Raw genomic sequence first — 18,662 nt, forward strand, 5'->3', positions numbered from 1 at the left:
GATCACTGGCCAGACATGCCTTCGATCACCCTGCGCAGGGAGGCGCCCAGCATGGGCCCATGCCCCAGACCCTCGAAGCGCTCAAAGCGCACGTCGAGGCCTTTGATCGCGGCCAGATCTGCCGCCAGTTGGCGCGCAGGCAACTCGTCGTTCTCGTGCGGCGAACCATGCGGGCTGGCGGGCTCCTGCCCGCCGCGCATCAGCAACAGATGCGGGCGCGCCTCGCCAAGGCGTGAGGGAAGCCCTTGCGCCTCGCGGACAATCACACCATCGCGCCACCACAGTGACGGGCTGGCAGCAGCGTAAAGGCTGAATGCGCCGGGGCGGGTAAACAGTGCGTGAAGCACGGCCAGGCCACCATAGGAGTGCCCCCACAGCGTCTGTCGTTGCGGGTCGATCGGCGCCACAGCCGACACCATCGTGCGCATGCGCCCGGTCAGAAGCTTCAGGAACGCATCGACCCCGCCGCTGGGCTGGCCGGTCAGCGGATCACGCTGCTGCACCTGCTCCGGCAGCGCCGGGGTGTAGTCCAGCGTGCGGCCGGCCCTGTCGATGCGCAGTTCGGTCCGGTAACCCACCGCCACCAGCAGGGGCGCCTGGCCCACGGCGAGCCTGTCCAGTTGCTGCTGATCCAGCGTCCCCAGCGCAGCATTCCCATCGAGCATCCACAGCACCGGGTACCCCGATGCTGGCGCTGGACGATTCGGCTTGCCAACCCACAGGCGGTAGTGACGCAGGCCATCGGCCGAGTCCAGATCAAGCTGGGTGAAGTGATAGGCCAGGTCCTGGCGCTGTAACACCGACGTGTCCATCTTCTGGTCATGCTCGGGCTGGGCCAGGACAAGAGGGGCCGCCAGGGCAAGTGCCAAGGCCAGCATCAGGTTCTTCTTGCTCATCAGGCGTCTCGTCAGGGCTTTGCATGGAGCGCAAGGCTTGAGCGCCCAGATGATAACCAGTCCCTATCAAGCGTAAAGCGCATTAACTTTCTAAACAGTCTCAGGCCGCAGGCAAGGTCATGTGCAGGCACAGACCCGGGTGCCCATTGCTGGCCCACAACCGGCCGCCTTGCAGTTCGATGGCGCGACGGGCGATAGCAAGGCCCAGGCCGAAGCCTGCGCCACTCTCGGCCAGGCGCTGGTAGGGCTTGAAAATGCGCTCAAGGTCGGTATCCGGTACGCCTGGCCCTTGGTCGCTCAGGCGCAGGTGCCAGCATGCGCCCTCACGCCAGCCATCAAGGCTGACCCGGCCTTCGGTCGGCGAGTGGCGAATGGCATTGCGCAACAGGTTTTCCAGGGCCTGGGCCAGGCTGTCCAGATGGGCCTGCACCAGGCAGTCGGTGCCAAGTGAGCACGGCAGGCGCGCACGGTCCCAGCCGCTTTCGAAACAGACGTCCTCGCACAAGGCTTCCCACACGGAAAGCACCAATACCGGCTCGGTCACCAGGCTGGGCTGTTCGGTGTCCATCCAGGCCAGGTCGAGGGTGTTTTCCAGCAGCTTCTGCATGTCGGCTACCTCACGGTCCAGGCGCTCGCGCAGCTGCGGCGGTGGCAAGTCGCTGTCATGGGCGATGCGCAGCCGCGCCAGCGGCGTGCGCAATTCGTGAGACAGCGTGCGCAACAGCAGGCGCTGTTGCTCAAGGCTCTGGCGCAGGCGCCCGGCCATGTGCTCGAAGGCCTGAGCCAGCTCACCCAGCTCATCACGCCGCTCCTGCAGGGGCAGGGCGGGGCTGTCCAGATCATCGGCCCGCAGGGCGTCGGCGCGGTCGCGCAGGCGGTTCAGCGGCACGACAAGATGCCGGTATAGCGCAAGGCCTAGCAGCAGGGCCAGCAGTGCGGGGGCAACGCCATGCGTGACCACATGGGTCCAGGGTGTCAGGCCTGTCGGTAGCAGCCGTTCGGGCAGTTGCAGCACCAGGCGGCCATGCTCGGGGTGTTGCGGAAATTCGATGCTGACGTAGGGCAGTTCATCCTGCAGGCGCCGGCTCATCGGCCAGTCGAGCTTGCGCATGAATGTCAGGTGGCTGGCTTCCTCGGCGCTCAGCGGCGTGGTGCCAAGGCTCTGAAGGTGTGGACCTATCACGGCCACCCAGGTGTCCTCGGCCCGTGCCACATGCTTGCGCCAGGCCTCGGTGCCGGCTGCGCCGTCCTGCTCCCACGCCTGTTCGGCCTGTTGAGCATAACGCGCCAGGTAGTCCTGGTCAGCCTGGGACAGAAAATAGGTACTGCGTTCCACCGAAAGGCCCCAGGTCCAGATGAGCCAGATCAGCAACAGGCAGAAGCTGACTTGCAGCAAGGCCAGTTTCCACAGCAACGGGTGGCGACGCATCAGGCCTGCTCCGTGTCGACCAGGATGTACCCTTGGCCACGCACGGCCTGGATCTGCAGGTGCTGGGCATTGATGTCGGCCAGTTTGCGGCGCAGGTTGCACACATGCACATCCAGGCCTCGGTCCAGTCGGGTATAGGCCCTGTGCAGCACGGTCTGGTACAGGAAGGGCTTGCTCAACGCTTCGTCGGGGTGGGCCAGCAGCGTGACCAGCAAGCGGAATTCGGAAGCGGTAAGGCCAGCGGCGTTGCCGTTGTGGATAACGTCCTGGCGGTCGTGGTCCAGCATCACCTCCCCCACGTCGGCACGCAGCGCCGTACCACGATCGAATGCCACGCGACGCAGCAAGGCATCCACCCGTGCGTCCAGCTCCGCCAGGCTGAAGGGCTTGGGCAGGTAGTCGTCTGCACCACGGGTGAAGCCGCTGATGCGGTCCTGCTCGGCCCCTAGTGCCGACATCAGCATGACCGGCACTGCCTGCTGGCGGCGCAGGGCGTCGAGCAGGCTGAGGCCGTCGATGCCTGGCAGCATGATGTCCAGCAGCACCAGTTCGAACTGAGATTGCTGTATGGCATTCAGGGCCTGGGTGCCGCTGGCGCAGGCGTGCACCAGGAAACCGCGGTTGCGGAAATGGCGGTCCAGGTCCTGAAGCAGGCGTGGGTCGTCTTCGGCAAGGAGAAGTGAGGTGGGCACGGCGAGCCTTGATGAGAATTTTTATCAGTTGCGAATCATCCCACTGGCTGCAGGGAAAGGGCAACGCCTTGATGTGTTAAGAAGGTTAATCATGCTGCACCCTGGTTTTCGCTCCGGTATCGTTCGCAAAAAGCAACTTGTTTCGTTTGCGATTCAATATCATTTGGGCGAAGGGTGTGTCATGACCGGTTTCAAAAGTGTGGGCAGCTTGCAACGGGTTCGGGGATGGCTGGCGCTGGGGTTGCTGGCACCGTTTTCTTTATCGGCAGTGGCCGAAACGGTAGCGGCCCAGGCGGCGGCTGAAGACAACTCGCTTGATCTGCCTGCATTGACCATCGAAGGCAACCGCCTGTACGACATGCTGCCTTCGGAGGAAACCGGCGGTTACAGCGTCGATGCCGCTACCGTGGGCACCAAGACGCCGGCAGCGCTCAAGGACATCCCGCAGTCGATCACCGTCTACACCCAGGACTACGTCAAGGATCGCCAGTTCGTACATCTGGATGACCTGGCCAAGTACACCGCCGGCCTGCGCACCCTGACCAACGACAGCGGCCGTTCGTCGATCTACGCCCGTGGCTACGAGTACAGCGAATTCAACATCGATGGCCTGCCGGCCCCCATGGCCAGCATCTTTGGCACCGTACCGTCGCTGGCCGCGTTCGACCGTGTCGAAATCATGCGCGGCCCGGCCGGATTGTTCAGCAGCACCAGCGAACTGGGCGGTATCGTCAACATGGTACGCAAGCGCCCGACCGCCGAGTTTCAGGGCCACATCGAAGGCAGCTACGGCACCTGGGACACCAACCATGAAGAAATCGACCTGAGCGGCCCGCTGGACGCCGCCGGTCGCGTGCGCGGGCGCTTCATTGCATCCCGTGACGACACCAATGGCGAAGTGGACTACAACGCCAACACCAGCAACAGCTATTACGGTGCGCTGGATATCGACCTGGACGACGCCACTACGCTGTCGTTCGGCCTGATGCACGAAGTGAAGAACATCACCCCGCACAACGGCTACCCGGCCACGTTGTCCGGCGAGGTGCCCGACTTCAGCCATTCGCGTTTCCTGGGCGCCGACTGGAACTACTTCGACGGCAAGACCACCGACCTGGTCGCCGAGCTGACCCACCGCTTCGACAATGGTGGTTACGGCCGTGTCGCGGCCCGTGGCTCGCACCGCGACACCAACTACCTGTACGCCTTCACTGCAACCAATGCCACCACAGGCGCCAACTCCGAGCGCGCCAGCGCCCGTGATTTCACTCAAGACACCTACTCGCTGGACGCCAGTTACAGCCAGCCGTTCGAAACCTTCGGCCAGGTCAGCGAGTTCGTGGTGGGCAGCGACTACAAGAACTACGACACCGAGTATCTCAACGGCACCACCAACCTGGGCGCCATCAACGTCAACACCTACTCGCCTAAACAGTTCGCCAAACCGTCGCCCAACTACAGTACCGAGACCGGCATGCAGGAAGAGGAATACGGCCTTTATTCCAAGGTCACCTTCCGCCCGATCGAGCGACTTGCGCTGATTGCCGGTGGCCGTTTCAGTTGGTACCGCGGTGATTTCTACACCACCACCCTGAGCAGCGGTGCTACGACCAATGACAGCAAGCGTGTGGACGGCCACTTCACCCCGTACGGGGGCCTGGTCTATGACTTGACCGAGAACCACGCGCTGTACGCTAGCTACTCGCAGGTTTTCAAGCCTCAATCCGACACCGACAGCAGTGGCCGGGTGTTGAAACCGCGTGAAGGCGAGCAGTACGAGTTCGGCCTCAAGAGCAGCTACTTTGGCGGCGATTTGAATACGCGCTTCTCGGTGTTCCGCCTGACCGACAAGAACCGCGCTACCACCCTGTACGATGCCGATGGTGTGGCCACTACCGATTCCGTTGCATCCGGCAAGACGCGCGTGAAGGGCGCGGAAGTGGAAGTGAGCGGCAAGCTGACGCCGAATTGGGAACTGCTGGCCGGTTACACCTGGATGGAGACCGAAACCGTCAAGGGTGACGCCGAAACCACGTTCTTCATCATGCCGCGCAACCAGGCTTCGCTTTGGAGCAAGTACACCATCAGCCAAGGGCCGCTGACCGGCCTGGCGATTGGTGGCGGAATTTCCGCGATGAGCAACTTCTACTCCGAAAACGGCGGCGTGCGTATCGACGCGCCGGGCTACGCGACGGTGGACGCGATGCTGTCGTACCCGGTGACTTCGAAGCTGACCGCCACCTTCAACGTCAATAACCTGTTCGACCGGGATTACCTGTCGCGGGTGGGCTCGACCTCCACGTTCAACTTCTACGGGCCGTCGCGCAGCATGATGGTTGGAGCGCGGTATGACTTCTGACGGGGTCTGTTGCCGCTAGGTGCACCGCGACACAAGGCCGTGCCTGCAAAGGGCGCGGCCTTGATGCTGAATCATGAGAAATCTAGAAGTGTATCTGCACTATCGGGTATCAGTGCAATAAAGTTGTGAGAGTAAGTGTTAATCAGGCGCTTGGTTTTAATTCAAGAAGTCTCCGAGTGCCATTGATGCTTTATTTCTTGCCATTGGGTGTCTGACAACCACTTGTCTGCTACCGGAAAGAAAATATTCTCCTCGGCATCCATATGGTCATAATATTTCTTGATGAAGTCTTCGATCGTGTCGGCAATTACTCTGGCCTCTTGCGTTGACTGCTCCAACATCTTGAGCTGTCCTGCAATTCGCGTGAAGGCTTTATGATCTTGCTCAATGGCCATGACCCGTTGGTGAATCGGTGCGTCGGTTGTCAGCAAGGCCAGCCGAATAAGCTCTTCATTTTCATGGTGGTGCCGCTCTGCATCACCATGCAAGGCTTCCAGTTGCTTAAACAACAGCTTGCAGTCATCGGCACCCGCAGAGCCGTGTCTTATCCTCTCCAGTAATTCTTTGATCTGAGTAATTTTGGTAGCCACCTCATGATGATAGGCGTGCAGCTCTTTCAATAAGGCGTTCATGCTAAGTCCTCATCACTACATCAAACCGTTACAGATTAAATATAAGTAATAAGCAATCTCCAAGGATGGCCGCACGTGTCAGCGCACATCTGATCGTTTTATTATAGTCTGGCGCGAAACGCTCACCTTCAGAAAAAAACCTCCATTGGAAGATTTCGAAATATCAACTTGATTTCTATATGCGCGACGAGAAGAAGCCGACACCCCAGAATCGCTTGCGGGCTGAACGTGAACAGCGGGGGGGGCTGAGCACAACGGGAGGTGTCAACCTTATGCAGGACGGGGCATTGCCAAATTAAAAAGCCGGCTTGTGGTTAGCTTTTTATCGATCTATGTTTTTGAAAAACAATGAGTTAGGTGTTTTTAAAAACGCTCTGATCCCCCATTTGATCCCCCACATTTTTGTGGTTTTTACACGGCATATGACCGGCTTTTTTTGTGGTTGAACTGACGGTTTTTTCGTCGGGCAGAACCCTGAATAATGACATTCGATCCGCGGGTCATTAGTGTCCGGTCCGAGATTCACGTCAATATAATCCCCTTCCAAGCCATGGTTGGGGTGGATACGGTCTACCCGCTCAACCGAATCTTCAGCGATGATCCATAAGCTGCCACCTCGCGTGGCGTCGGGAGGTAGGGATAGAAGCGTCCCTACCTTTTTGGCGAAGGCCCGTCCGCTTCAAACGGTTAAAGGGGACTGAGTCCTCGCCCTCGAGGGCTGGGAGTCGTACCAAACCCTTGATTCTCTCTGCGCCCAGCCCAAATGTACTGCCTCCTCCAGAATTGGGTTAAGTTTTTCTTCTGTCACTGCTGCGATCCAGCTGCAATGCAGCCATCGCCACCCCAGTAGCTCCGCTGTCGCCACACGCGATACGACCTTGTTCGAGGCTATCGGGGTTATCATGTCAGACCGTGGCCGGCACGAAGGTTGAGGCCCTCAAGTGGTCTAGCCATCATCCGCAAAATTAGCGGCTAAATTCGCCGTACTCGTGCATACGCGATCTGGATAGTGGTAAATCATGAATGCAGTAGAAATTGAGTCCGCTATATCGGACCTGACCCTTGAGCGCTTTGACGCTGCGGAGTTTCCGTTTCTCTTCCTGGCCGCTTTTGGCAATAAGGAAACAGCTCTCAAACGCTTGCGTGCCGGCAACAACAACGCTTCCGACGTGCCTGGCGGCGTGCTACTGCGCAGCAATATTCATATCGCCGCATGCGAATTTGGTAGCGTGGGCGAAACGCTCAAGGCATTGCGCGCCAGCCCGGCCACCACAAAAGCCAAAGCCAAGTTCATCCTTGCCACCGACGGGCAAACGCTGGAGGCCGAAGAGCTAATCACGGGTGAAACCATCACCTGCGATTACCCGGACCTCCCCAACCACTTCGGCTTCCTGTTGCCCTTGGCCGGTATCTCCACCATTAAGGAGATCAAGGACAACCCCATCGACGTGCGCGCCACCAGCCGCCTGAACAAGCTGTACGTCGAGCTGCTGAACGAGAACCTGGACTGGGCCAAGGCCGAGCGCCGCCATGACATGAACCACTTTATGTCTCGACTGGTGTTTTGTTTTTTTGCTGAAGACACCGATATCTTTAATGGCGATGGCCTGTTCACCAAGACGGTTGAGCAGTACAGCGAACGCGACGGCAGCAACACCCATCAGGTGCTTTCCGAAATCTTCCGTGCCATGAACATCAAGCTTGCCGAACGCGCCACTGTTCAGCCCCGCTTGCCTAGCTGGGCCAACAGCTTTCCCTATGTGAATGGCGGTTTGTTCTCTGGCAGCACTGAAGTGCCGCGCTTTACACGCATGGCACGCACTTACCTGCTGCACGCCGGCAACCTAAACTGGCAAAAAATTAACCCAGACATCTTCGGCAGCATGATCCAGGCCGTAGCCGATGATGAAGAGCGCGGCACACTGGGCATGCACTACACCAGCGTGCCCAATATCCTCAAGGTATTGAACCCACTCTTCCTTGATGATCTGTGTGCGCAACTGGATGCGGCTGGCGACAACAGGGTCAAGCTGCTTAATCTGCGCAAGCGTATGGCACGCATCCGCGTATTCGACCCAGCGTGCGGTTCCGGCAACTTCCTGGTCATCGCCTACAAGCAGATGCGCAAGATCGAGGCGGAAATCAATTGTCGTCGGGGCGAGGCCAACAACAAGTCCGAAATCCCGCTGACCAATTTTCGCGGTATCGAACTGCGTGACTTTCCGGCAGAGATCGCCCGCCTCGCTTTGATCATTGCCGAGTTTCAATGCGACGTACTGTATCGCGGGCAGCAGGATGCGCTGGCCGAGTTTTTGCCGCTGGACTCACAGAACTGGATTGTGTGTGGCAATTCGCTGCGGTTGGATTGGTTGGCGGTGTGTCCGCCGACGGGAACCGTCGTGAAGCTGGCGGCGGACGATTTATTCGACGTTCCGTTGGATCAATCTGAAATCGCCTTCGAGAACGAAGGTGGCGAGACGTACATCTGCGGTAACCCGCCGTATATTGGCGACAAATATCAATCGAAAGAGCAGAAGAGCGACATAAAAAGTCTTACCAAAAAAGACGTGCGCGCTGTCGATTACATTGCTGGGTGGCTTTGGAAGGCATCAGACTACATTCGCAACGGAGGCCGATTCGCCTTCGTTTCTAGGAACTCTATCTGCCAAGGTGTTCAAGTTCCGCTGGTGTGGCCGAGAATAGTCGCGGTTGGGCAGGAGATTTTCTTTGGCCACAAAGATTTTCTCTGGGGCAACAACGCTGCCAGGAACGCGCAAGTTACCTGCATAATTGTTGGCGTGGCCAATGCAGGCGTCAAACAGAAATACATCTTCGACGGTGAAGAGCGAAAAGAAGTTGAAAGCATCAACTTATATCTTGCGCCCGGCAAAAATATCATCGTCGAGCGGGCGAATGACCCCATCTCAGGTGTATCAACCATGTTTGGTGGGAACATCCCGAGAGATCAGGGGAATCTGTTGCTCACGCCCGATGAGGCAAGGGATTTGATGGCCTCTTATCCTGAGGCGGCGCCTCTTATAAAGCCGATCCTTGGCTCCAAAGAGTTCATCAATGGCCTGAAGCGATACTGCCTCTGGATAACTGACGAACAAGCGCAGATCGCCTGTTCAATTCCGCCCATCATGGCGAGGCTTGACCGTATACGGGAATATCGTCTGTATGGCAGTGAACGTGGCCGTGCCGGCCTCGATACACCCTACAAGTTTGAACGCACTATCATCGGAAACGATCACACCATCATCATTCCAAGCGTCTCGTCGGAGCGCCGCGCTTATCTCCCTTGCGGTTTGCTGACGAGTGACGTGCGCGTCTCAAATCTTGCGCTTGCCCTCTACGACGCCCCACTGTGGAACATGGCCCTCATCGCCTCCCGCCTGCACCTCGTTTGGATTGGCACTGTCTGCGGAAAAATGAAAACGGACTTCCGCTACTCCAACACTCTTGGCTGGAACACTTTCCCCGTGCCGAGGCTAACAGAGCAAAACAAGGCCGACCTGACCCGCTGCGCTGAAGACATTCTGCTGGCCCGCGAAGCACACTTCCCAGCCACCATCGCCGATCTGTATGACCCAGCCACCATGCCTGAGAACCTGCGTCGCGCCCACGAGCGCAACGATGAAGTTCTGGAGCGTATCTATATCGGTCGCCGCTTCAAGAACGACACTGAACGCTTGGAAAAACTGTTTGACCTCTACACCAAGATGGCAGCAGCCCCTGCGAAGGTAGTACCGAAAAAGCCACGAGGGAAAAAGGCATGAGCGACACTCCTGCTAGCCTAGCCACGCCGCCCGAAGGCTACGGCGACTGGCTGGCCGACCTTAAAGGCCGCATCCATAATGCTCAGCAGCGCGCCACGCTGGCGGTGAACCGCGAACTGGTGCTGCTCTACTGGCAGATCGGTCACGATATTTTGACCCGGCAAGCACAACAGGGCTGGGGCGCCAAGGTAATCGAGCGCTTGGCGCAGGATTTGCGCGCAGCCTTTCCCGATATGAAAGGGTTTTCGCCACGCAACCTCAAGTACATGCGTGCCTTTGCCGAGGCGTGGCCGAACGCGGAATTTGTGCAGCAGGCTGCTGCACAATTGCCTTGGGGTCACAATCTGGTGCTGCTGGACAAGTTGCCCGGCCCCGAAACCCGCCGCTGGTATGCCGCCAAGGCAATCGAGCACAACTGGTCGCGCAACATTCTGGTGATGCAGATCGAGACTCGTCTATTGGAGCGCAGTGGCAAGGCAGTCAGTAACTTCGAGAGCCACCTGCCCAAACCGCAGTCCGACCTGGCCCGCGAGTCGCTGAAAGATCCTTACCGCTTCGACTTCCTCGGCCTGACTTTTGATGCACAGGAGCGTGAGATCGAAAACGCTCTGGTCAAGCATGTCACCGAGTTCCTGCTGGAACTGGGCGCAGGCTTTGCCTTCGTTGGCCAGCAAGTGCTACTGGATGTGGGCGGTGACGAGTTCTTCATCGACCTACTGTTCTATCACCTCAAGCTGCGCTGCTATGTGGTGATCGAACTCAAGGCCGGCAAGTTCAAGCCCGAGCACCTGGGCCAGTTGAGTTTTTACCTCACCGCAGTGGATGCCCAGCTCAAGCACCCACAGGACGGCCCCACCATCGGCCTGCTGCTGTGCAAGAGCAAGAACAAGGTAGTGGCCGAATACGCCCTGCGTGATAACGCCCGCCCCATCGGTGTGGCCGAATACCAATTGGTGGAGTCCCTGCCGGCAGAGCTGCAAACCAGCCTGCCCAGCATCGAACAGATCGAGCGCGAACTGGCAAGTGATGACGCATCCATGGACGACGACTCGCAATGACCGAACAGAACCACAACCCAACCAACACTTACACGGTGCCATCGGTATCCATCACCACGGCGCACACCGGGGCTTCCAGCAAAGCCAATGAGTTGGGCATGCGTACCATGCAGGAGCGCGCCTATACCAAGCGCGGCGAACAGTACCTGCTGATCAAATCGCCCCCGGCATCGGGCAAGTCCCGCGCACTGATGTTTATCGCCCTGGACAAGCTGCATAACCAGGGCCTGCAACAGGCAATTGTCGTGGTGCCGGAGCGTTCCATTGGAGGCAGCTTCGCCGATGAGCAGCTGAGCAAGTTTGGTTTTTACTGGGACTGGCAAGTGGCTCCACAGTGGAACCTATGCAATGCTCCTGGCATCGATGAACCGCGAGTGGCCAAATCCAAGGTGGAAGCCGTACGCGCTTTCCTGAAAAGCACTGACAAGACACTGGTCTGCACCCATGCCACCTTCCGCTTTGCCGTGGAAGACCTAGGTATCGAAGCCTTCGACAACCGCCTGATCGCCATCGACGAATTCTACCACGTTTCCGCCAACCCGGACAACAAGTTGGGCGGCCAGCTAAGCGCGTTTATCGGCCGCGATAAAGTGCATTTGGTGGCCATGACGGGCTCTTATTTCCGTGGCGACAGCGAGGCCGTGCTGGCCCCGGCGGAAGAAGCCAGGTTCGAGACGGTGACTTACACCTACTACGAGCAGCTCAACGGCTACCGCTGGCTCAAGTCGCTGGACATCGGGTACTTCTTCTATACCGGCAAGTATGTGGATGCCGTCGCCAAGGTGCTGGACCCAGCACTGAAAACCATCATCCATATTCCCAATGTGAATGCCCGCGAAAGCCTCAAAGACAAGGAGCGCGAGGTTAACGAGATCATGAGCGCGCTTGGCGAATGGCAGGGCGTTGACCCGACCACCGGCTTCCACCTCATCAAAACCAAGGACGGTCGCACGCTGAAAGTGGCAGACCTGGTGGATGACAGCGACGCGTCCAGGCGCTCCAAAGTGCTTAGTGCACTGAAAGACCCTGCGCAGAAGAACAACCGCGACAACGTGGATGTGATCATCGCACTGGGCATGGCGAAGGAAGGCTTTGACTGGATCTGGTGTGAACATGCACTGACCATTGGCTACCGCAGTAGCCTGACCGAAATCGTGCAGATCATTGGCCGCGCAACGCGTGATGCTGAGGGTAAGGAACGCTCACGCTTCACCAACCTGATCGCCGAACCCACTGCCGATCAAGCCGCTGTTGCTGAGGCGGTGAACGATATGCTCAAGGCCATTTCCGCCAGCTTGCTGATGGAACAGGTGCTGGCCCCGCGCTATGAGTTCACCCCGAAAGATACAGGGCCGAAAGAGGGTTTCACTTATGGGCCTGATGGTTATCAACCAGGCGGCACCAACTTGGGTGTGAATGAAACCACAGGCCAGTATCATGTCGAGATCAACGGGCTGATCACGCCGCAAAGCGCAGAAGCTACGCGCATCTGCAAGGAAGATTTGAACGAAGTGGTGACCAACTTCCTGCAGGACAAAACCGTGCTGGAACGCGGCCTTTTCGACAAGGAAAACACCCTGCCCGAAGAGCTGACCCAACTGCGCATGGGCAAGATCGTACGCGAGCGCTACCCAGACTTGAGCGACGTCGATCAGGAAGCTATCCGCCAGCACGCCATCGCGGCCATGAACATTACCCAACAGGCCAAGTTGGCCTTGGGGCAGGCCGATGCAAACGGTGGTGACACAGTACAAGGCAGTACAGCGCTGCTAGATGGCGTGCGCAAGTTTGTCAATGTACGCGAACTGGACATTGACCTGATCGACCGCATCAATCCATTCGATGCCGCCTATGCGGTGCTGGCGAAAGCGATGGATGAGAAATCCTTGCGCCAGGTGCAAGCCAGCATTGCGGCCAAGAAGGTAAGCATTCCCGAAGACGAAGCTCGTGAGCTGGCAAAGCGTGCTCTGCAGTTCAAAATCGAACGTGGTCGCCTGCCTGACATCAACTCCGCAGATGCCTGGGAAAAACGCATGGCTGAAGGTGTTACCGCGCTGGCACGCTACCGCGCCCAAGCCAAAGCGGCGCAGGGAGAGTCCGCCAATGGCTGATATGAACGATGACGATCTGCTGGACGCGCTGGGGGTAGAAGTCCCCTCGCTCAAGACAGCCAATCGAACCCCACGCGAAGAGCGCATCATCACCGGCTTCGAGGATATTCTGCGCTTTTATCAGGCACACGGTCGCGCGCCACTGCATGGTGAAGACCGCGATATTTTCGAGCGTTTGTACGCCGTACGCCTGGATCAGCTGCGCAAATTGCCGGAAGCGCAAACCCTACTGGCTGAGCTAGATGGCCCCGACCTGCTGTCCGGCACTGTAGCGCTGGATGTGGATGACCTAGACGAGGACGCCTTGCTGGCCGAGCTGGGTGTTGGCGGTGAACCCGCAGACCAGGACGACATCACCGTGCTGCGTCTTGTACGCTCCAGCACTGAAAAACGTGCAGCTGAGGAAATCGCCGACCGTACGCCATGTGCGGATTTTGACAAGTTCCAACCGCTGTTCGAGCAGGCTGAGAGGGATCTGAAATCTGACGTTCGCAAAACTCTGCGCTTTGGTCGCGATGCCAGCATTGAAGCTGGGAACTACTTCATCGTTGGCGGGCAGTTAGCCTACGTGGCAGAAATCGGCGAAACCATCAAGGCACCCAATGGTGAAAGCGATGCGCGCCTGCGCGTCATTTACGCCAACGGTACGGAAAGCAACTTGTTGCGTCGTTCGCTCCAACGGGCGCTTTACAAAGATGACACCGGTCGGCGAGTAACCGATCCGGACATGGGACCGTTGTTTGGCAATGCTCCAGAGCCCGACGACATGGAGAGCGGGACTATCTATGTACTGCGGAGCCTGTCTAGCCACCCATTCGTGGCCGAGCACCGCGAGCTGATCCACAAGATCGGCGTGACCGGCGGTAAAGTGGAGGCGCGCATTGCTGGCGCGGAAAAAGATGCGACCTATCTGCTTGCCGACGTGGAGGTTGTCGCCACCTACAAGCTGCATAATCTGAACCGCACTAGGCTGGAAAACATCTTCCACCGTCTGTTCGGTGGGGCTCAACTCGACTTGACCATCGAAGATCGCTTCGGCCATCCGGTCAAACCGAGGGAGTGGTTTCTAGTACCCCTACATGTAATTGACGAAGCGGTTGAGCGCATTCGGGATGGGTCGGTTACCGATGTGGTTTACGATCCCCACTCGGCTCGCCTGGTCAGCTAAAGGCACTGATGAGGTATAGCGATGACTAGATTGATGTCGCGCGCTTGCGCGACATCAATCTAGTCAGGTGCGTTCAAACATTCCGTTCGCCTCAATCGAACCGTTTTTTGCTGGGGCAATTTGAACTGATAATCTAGCCTATTGTTTTTGAAGGGTATTTTTTTTTGGATGGTATCCAATAGGAATACCCCTCGGCGGGCAAAGCGTACTGCTGTGGGCTGAGGATCGTATGCGTTACTCCGTCGAAACGTTAGGCTGGTATCTACTCCAGCAATAGATGCTGCTATCGCGTCCGGCGGCTCTCGATCGAGGCTGTGTAAAAACACTTTCGTGCAAATGCAGCAATCAAAATAGGCGCGAAAATCACGTCCCTACGTAAAATCCAGGTCAGATGACTAACCGAATGCCTGCCGATTTAACGTAGAAGCGAGGACTTAAGGATGCTCCGATCAACTTGGCGAGCGGCGGTGGAAAACCGTAATTTGTCAGCACACGGCGCTATTTCCTGAAAACGGCGTGATGCAGCGTGAGTTGAGAGCGTTTTTCGCCACGTTTCCCGTATTAAGCGCGCAACTCACCCATACCCATCAGTTGTTTTCGAGCCATCCACAGGTTCGACAGGGCAAACAGCGTGGTCAACTGAGCCGTGTTTTTCATCAGCCCACGAAAGCGTACTTTCACGTAACCAAACTGGCGTTTGATGACCCGAAACGGATGCTCAACCTTGGCGCGTGTCTGCGCTTTGCAGTACTCGATCTTGCGCTTGGTTTTGTACAGCAGGCTGCGTTTGTTCAGCTTGGAATACGTGCTGCGCCGAGCCGCGATTTGCCAGATCACGTTACGTTTTTCATGCTCATCACGCTTCTCGACACCGGTGTAGCCAGCGTCCGCATAAACCGCGTTTTCTTCCCCGTGGAGCAGTTCGGCGACTTGCGTGACATCGGCAATGTTGGCGGCGGTGCCATGGACGTGATGAACCAGTCCAGACTCAGAGTCAGCGCCGATATGCGCCTTCATACCGAAGAAATACTGGTTCCCTTTCTTTGTCTGATGCATTTCGGGATCGCGCTTGCCGTCTTTGTTCTTGGTCGAGCTGGGGGCATGAATAATGGTAGCGTCGACGATGGTGCCTTGGCGCAGCGACAGGCCTTTGTCCTGCAAATAACCGTTGATGATCGCGAGAATTGCAGGCGCCAGTTGATGCTTCTCCAGCAGGTGCCGGAAGTTCATGATCGTGGTGTCCTCCGGGATCGGTGCACTCAACGTCAGGCGTGCAAACTGGCGCATGGGGGTAATTTCGTAGAGCGCTTCTTCCATTGCCGGATCGCTCAGGGAGAACCAGTTCTGCAACAGATGAATCCGCAGCATGGTTTCCAGCGGGTAGGGTTTTCTACCACCACCGGCCTTGGGGTAGAACGGCTCGATTAGGCCCAACAGATCTGTCCAGGGTACGACCTGATCCATCTCAGCGAGGAAGCGTTCGCGGCGTGTCTGCTTGCGCTTGCCGGCATATTCGAAATCGGAAAAGCTCATCTGGCTCATGGGCGGCTCGGATCAGGTGGTCAGGCGTATTTCAGCACATTTGAAGACTTGTTCGGAGATTCCTTAAAAGCGACGTCTGTGTTTTTACACAGCCTGGATCCAGAGCGGACTCGTTCAATCGATCAGCGAGTCGCTTGAGATCTCGTGTCTATCAGCGTCAGCCGCGCCCGCCTCACCTTGAGGAACCCTATCCCTCGCTGCTTAGCTCCTTTTCATTCATACTGAACTGCCATCATCCAGCACTGGGAAATAGTGATCAGCGCCAAGCCCGCTACATATCGAGGTGGATTGATCTCACCCATTGAAGGGTTTTTCAGGGACAGAGAAGAGGAAGTGGAGCCATGATTGAGCTCGGTTCAAGCGCTGGGCAGCAGGACGTGTCGAGTCAGACGGGGCATGCCTACCGCGACGCTTTGCGCTTATTGTTCATCCTTGTGCGAGGCAGTGCTTCCATCACACCGGCCAGCGATGGCTGGGACCGCGCGTTCTATGGTGAGAAAAGAGCACTGGCAATTGACTTCTGGATCCGCTATCCAGACTACCTTGCCGACCAGCTACTGAGTCTCTACGCACGCACACAGGACACTGCCTTACTGGATGCTGCCCGTCATATCTTCGACTCAGATGAGCCGGATGTCCGCATCGTCAAGATGATTCGTTGGCGGCGTGGCGCCTACGATGATCTCCAGCAATCTTTGTCCATCCTTGGATATCGTGGCCTTGCCAAGTCTATGAAGCGTAAGCTCGCGAACGGTAAGTACCAGTACGAATATCTGACCGGACCGCTGGCCCGCGAATTTCTTCAGCAAGCACTCTCAGATCAACCCGCACTTTCTTGGTATGAAACGCAAACCAACCTTGCGTTACTGGTTGCCCAAGATAAGAGCGGTACCGCGCTGAAAGATATTCACTACGCAGACGATGACTATGCCTCTACTCCTTATGGTGCGGTCATCCCCTCCATCAAAAGCCGTGTGCTACAACGCATGAGCGGCATTCTTGAAAAGCAAAGCGTATGACCGACAAGAAAGATGGCATGACCGTTGGTGAGTGGCATCAGGCCATAGCCCAAAAGGCCAAATCTACGCCAGAAGCAATAGCGACTGCACTCGACAATTTGAACATTCGCCCCAAGCCTGTCCTCCCTCGGGTACGGACGCTGAACCTAGTGTCAGTTCGCATGGAAGGCGTCAAGCATGAGAAAGAGCAGCAAACGCCCTTTACTTTCGATTGGTCTGGCCTCAGTGGCGGCCTTTGGGCACTTCTCTCAGAAGGGAACTCGAAAGGAAAATCGAGCACACTTGCAGTGGTCAGGGCTGCTTTGCAAGGGCGCTTCCCGGGGAAGATCAAGCGTGATGTCTGGAGCTGGATAGAAGGCCTTCGAGTGGAGTTTGAGATCGACGGTGTTCCCTACATCACTTCGCTACGCAAGCATGTAGGCGAGACAGACGAAACCGTCGCACAAGCATCACTGGTTCGACGGAGTGACGGCACCGAGCTTTCCCTCTACGAGGGCCTTGCGGGTGAGAAACTGAGCGAAGCCATTGAGGCCGTATTCATGGATGAACTCGGCTTTGATCGTTTTCAAGCTTTCCGATCAGCAAAAGCGACTGTGGTTGAACACGGCTGGTCCTCTATGTCCTCTGCGCTATTCATCGCTGGGCCTGGATCAGCCGTTTTCGGTGATCACACTGAGGATGGACTGCCTATACGCCTCATCCAAATGTTCATCGGTCTGCCTTGGGTATCGACCTACACGGCCATCTCGACAGCGCACAAGCGTTTGAAGAGTGAGCATGAAAAGGCAAAAGGTACCAATGCGACCGAGACGCTTAAGATTCGAACCCGACTGGCTGAGCTCGAGGGTCAGAAGAAGGATAAGCAGACCCGACTTGCGGCGCTGCCCAGTCGGCACGAGATGCGGACTCAAATCAATATATTGGATCAGCAACTGGCCGCATCGCAAGCCACTGTCGTTGCGCGTCGAACCGAGCTGAATATTGCGCAAACCTTGGCCAATGAATCCTCGGTTGCGCACCTCAACGCTCGCCGTCTTTTGCAGCAAGCCAAAGACGACCTTGCTGCGGGGTACGTTTTCAGAAAGCTGCAACCATTCTGCTGTCCTGCCTGTGAAGCCTCTTTCAAACCAGGGCGATTTACTGAAGCAAACACTCGAGCCTGTGGCTTATGTGGGGATGTCGATACTGACCACGACTCGTCCGACATGGATGGCCTGACTCATTTGGAAGCGGCCGTGGCAGATTCAGGCCAAGTGCGTGATAGTGCGGAGCAAGCGTTGCAACACGTACAATCCACGCTTCGAAATGCAGAAGGCAGTCGTGATTCTGTTCATCAACGCCTGTCCGAGATATCAGCAACGCTCTCAGCCAGCGATGAATCCGACCAACTATCGCGCGAAATCGTCGGACTTGAAGCGCGAATCGAGGAGTTAGGGGCCATGCTTGCTGGGCCTGCGGAGACAACCTTCGATGAAGACGAAACTTTGCGCATGCTCAGTGCAGCAGAGGCGGTGACCAAATGCGCAATGGAGTCGCTTCAAGCAGAAATTATGAAAGAGGTCGGCGATCAGATCTTTAACCTGGCCGAGCGGTTTGGTGTTCGCAACCTGGAGGAGTTTTCATTCAAGGCTCATCGAATGGATCTGCGTCAGGGTGGCGTTAATGTCACATTCACCGGCTTGAATGCGGGGGAAAATCTTCGCATACGTGTCGCGGCAGCACTGGCCACTCTTCAGGTTGCTCGATCGCGCGGTTATGGCAGGCATCCGGGGCTTCTTGTATTGGACTCGCCAGCAGCATCGGAAATGAGCGTTGCAGATTTCGCTGCTTTAATTGAGGCGGTGAGTAAAACCGTGGAAGAGATACCTGGCATCCAAGTCATTGTCGGTGCCCTTGCACGCCCAGAGCTTGATTCAGTTATACCTTTGGATAGACGCAGAGTGGCCATCGGCAGCGATACGCTCTTCTAGGGACTAA

Annotated in this window: 12 protein-coding genes; 7 read left to right on the plus strand and 5 right to left on the minus strand. The window is 57.2% G+C overall.

Features of this window, described 5'->3' with window-relative positions; genetic code table 11:
• Positions 1-2 precede the first annotated feature (2 nt).
• The 3 genes from LU682_RS02710 to LU682_RS02720 all read right to left on the minus strand — a co-directional run bounded on the left by LU682_RS02710 (position 3) and on the right by LU682_RS02720 (position 3,017).
• Positions 3-896 carry an alpha/beta hydrolase gene (locus tag LU682_RS02710; protein ID WP_010951813.1) on the minus strand — a complete coding sequence of 298 codons (894 nt, stop codon included), beginning with the start codon at positions 894-896 and terminating at the stop codon, positions 3-5.
• Between the two features lie 100 nt (positions 897-996).
• On the minus strand, positions 997-2,325 hold the full coding sequence (locus LU682_RS02715) for a HAMP domain-containing sensor histidine kinase (RefSeq protein WP_010951814.1): 1,329 nt from the start codon (positions 2,323-2,325) through the stop codon (positions 997-999).
• Complete coding sequence (locus tag LU682_RS02720; RefSeq protein WP_010951815.1) at positions 2,325-3,017, minus strand: response regulator transcription factor; 693 nt, start codon at positions 3,015-3,017, stop codon at positions 2,325-2,327. Before LU682_RS02720 ends, LU682_RS02715 begins: the two co-directional genes overlap by 1 nt.
• A 181-nt stretch (positions 3,018-3,198) precedes the next feature.
• Here LU682_RS02720 and LU682_RS02725 point away from each other — a divergent pair, with 181 nt between their 5' ends.
• Positions 3,199-5,376, plus strand: a complete 2,178-nt coding sequence (locus LU682_RS02725; RefSeq protein ID WP_010951816.1) for a TonB-dependent siderophore receptor — start codon at positions 3,199-3,201, stop codon at positions 5,374-5,376.
• 161 nt (positions 5,377-5,537) lie between these two features.
• On the opposite strand, the gene LU682_RS02730 is transcribed toward LU682_RS02725, so the two are convergent.
• On the minus strand, positions 5,538-6,008 hold the full coding sequence (locus tag LU682_RS02730; RefSeq protein WP_010951817.1) for a hemerythrin domain-containing protein: 471 nt from the start codon (positions 6,006-6,008) through the stop codon (positions 5,538-5,540).
• Between the two features lie 1,019 nt (positions 6,009-7,027).
• Between LU682_RS02730 and LU682_RS02735 the strand changes: the two genes are divergently transcribed.
• Genes LU682_RS02735 through LU682_RS02750 form a run of 4 tightly spaced genes read left to right on the plus strand, consistent with a single transcriptional unit; the run spans position 7,028 to position 14,124 of the window.
• A complete protein-coding gene (locus LU682_RS02735) occupies positions 7,028-9,787 on the plus strand; it encodes a class I SAM-dependent DNA methyltransferase (RefSeq protein WP_232857428.1) in 2,760 nt (919 codons plus the stop codon).
• A complete protein-coding gene (locus LU682_RS02740; RefSeq protein ID WP_203479754.1) occupies positions 9,784-10,845 on the plus strand; it encodes a PDDEXK nuclease domain-containing protein in 1,062 nt (353 codons plus the stop codon). The genes LU682_RS02735 and LU682_RS02740 overlap by 4 nt, the downstream gene beginning before the upstream one ends.
• Complete coding sequence (locus tag LU682_RS02745; protein ID WP_232857430.1) at positions 10,842-12,956, plus strand: DEAD/DEAH box helicase; 2,115 nt, start codon at positions 10,842-10,844, stop codon at positions 12,954-12,956. Before LU682_RS02740 ends, LU682_RS02745 begins: the two co-directional genes overlap by 4 nt.
• The gene (locus LU682_RS02750) at positions 12,949-14,124 is read left to right on the plus strand and encodes a GIY-YIG nuclease family protein (RefSeq protein WP_232857431.1); all 1,176 of its coding nucleotides are present in this window, start codon (positions 12,949-12,951) and stop codon (positions 14,122-14,124) included. Before LU682_RS02745 ends, LU682_RS02750 begins: the two co-directional genes overlap by 8 nt.
• Before the next feature lie 561 nt (positions 14,125-14,685).
• On the opposite strand, the gene LU682_RS02755 is transcribed toward LU682_RS02750, so the two are convergent.
• A complete protein-coding gene (locus tag LU682_RS02755) occupies positions 14,686-15,666 on the minus strand; it encodes an IS5 family transposase (protein WP_232857675.1) in 981 nt (326 codons plus the stop codon).
• A gap of 341 nt (positions 15,667-16,007) precedes the next feature.
• Between LU682_RS02755 and LU682_RS02760 the strand changes: the two genes are divergently transcribed.
• Together LU682_RS02760 and LU682_RS02765 are read left to right on the plus strand one after the other, a co-directional pair.
• Complete coding sequence (locus tag LU682_RS02760) at positions 16,008-16,685, plus strand: hypothetical protein (RefSeq protein WP_232857643.1); 678 nt, start codon at positions 16,008-16,010, stop codon at positions 16,683-16,685.
• The gene (locus LU682_RS02765; protein ID WP_232857642.1) at positions 16,682-18,655 is read left to right on the plus strand and encodes a hypothetical protein; all 1,974 of its coding nucleotides are present in this window, start codon (positions 16,682-16,684) and stop codon (positions 18,653-18,655) included. The genes LU682_RS02760 and LU682_RS02765 overlap by 4 nt, the downstream gene beginning before the upstream one ends.
• The last annotated feature ends 7 nt before the right edge of the window (positions 18,656-18,662 follow it).

The sequence above is a fragment of the Pseudomonas alloputida genome (assembly GCF_021283545.2).
Lineage (GTDB): Bacteria > Pseudomonadota > Gammaproteobacteria > Pseudomonadales > Pseudomonadaceae > Aquipseudomonas > Aquipseudomonas alloputida.

Coding starts and splice junctions, on each gene's coding strand:
- LU682_RS02710 (WP_010951813.1), bottom strand. CDS start 896: ATGAGCAAGAAGAACCTGATGCTGGCCTTGGCACTTGCCCTGGCGGCC.
- LU682_RS02715 (WP_010951814.1), bottom strand. CDS start 2,325: ATGCGTCGCCACCCGTTGCTGTGGAAACTGGCCTTGCTGCAAGTCAGC.
- LU682_RS02725 (WP_010951816.1), top strand. CDS start 3,199: ATGACCGGTTTCAAAAGTGTGGGCAGCTTGCAACGGGTTCGGGGATGG.
- LU682_RS02730 (WP_010951817.1), bottom strand. CDS start 6,008: ATGAACGCCTTATTGAAAGAGCTGCACGCCTATCATCATGAGGTGGCT.
- LU682_RS02735 (WP_232857428.1), top strand. CDS start 7,028: ATGAATGCAGTAGAAATTGAGTCCGCTATATCGGACCTGACCCTTGAG.
- LU682_RS02740 (WP_203479754.1), top strand. CDS start 9,784: ATGAGCGACACTCCTGCTAGCCTAGCCACGCCGCCCGAAGGCTACGGC.
- LU682_RS02745 (WP_232857430.1), top strand. CDS start 10,842: ATGACCGAACAGAACCACAACCCAACCAACACTTACACGGTGCCATCG.
- LU682_RS02750 (WP_232857431.1), top strand. CDS start 12,949: ATGGCTGATATGAACGATGACGATCTGCTGGACGCGCTGGGGGTAGAA.
- LU682_RS02755 (WP_232857675.1), bottom strand. CDS start 15,666: ATGAGCCAGATGAGCTTTTCCGATTTCGAATATGCCGGCAAGCGCAAG.
- LU682_RS02760 (WP_232857643.1), top strand. CDS start 16,008: ATGATTGAGCTCGGTTCAAGCGCTGGGCAGCAGGACGTGTCGAGTCAG.
- LU682_RS02765 (WP_232857642.1), top strand. CDS start 16,682: ATGACCGACAAGAAAGATGGCATGACCGTTGGTGAGTGGCATCAGGCC.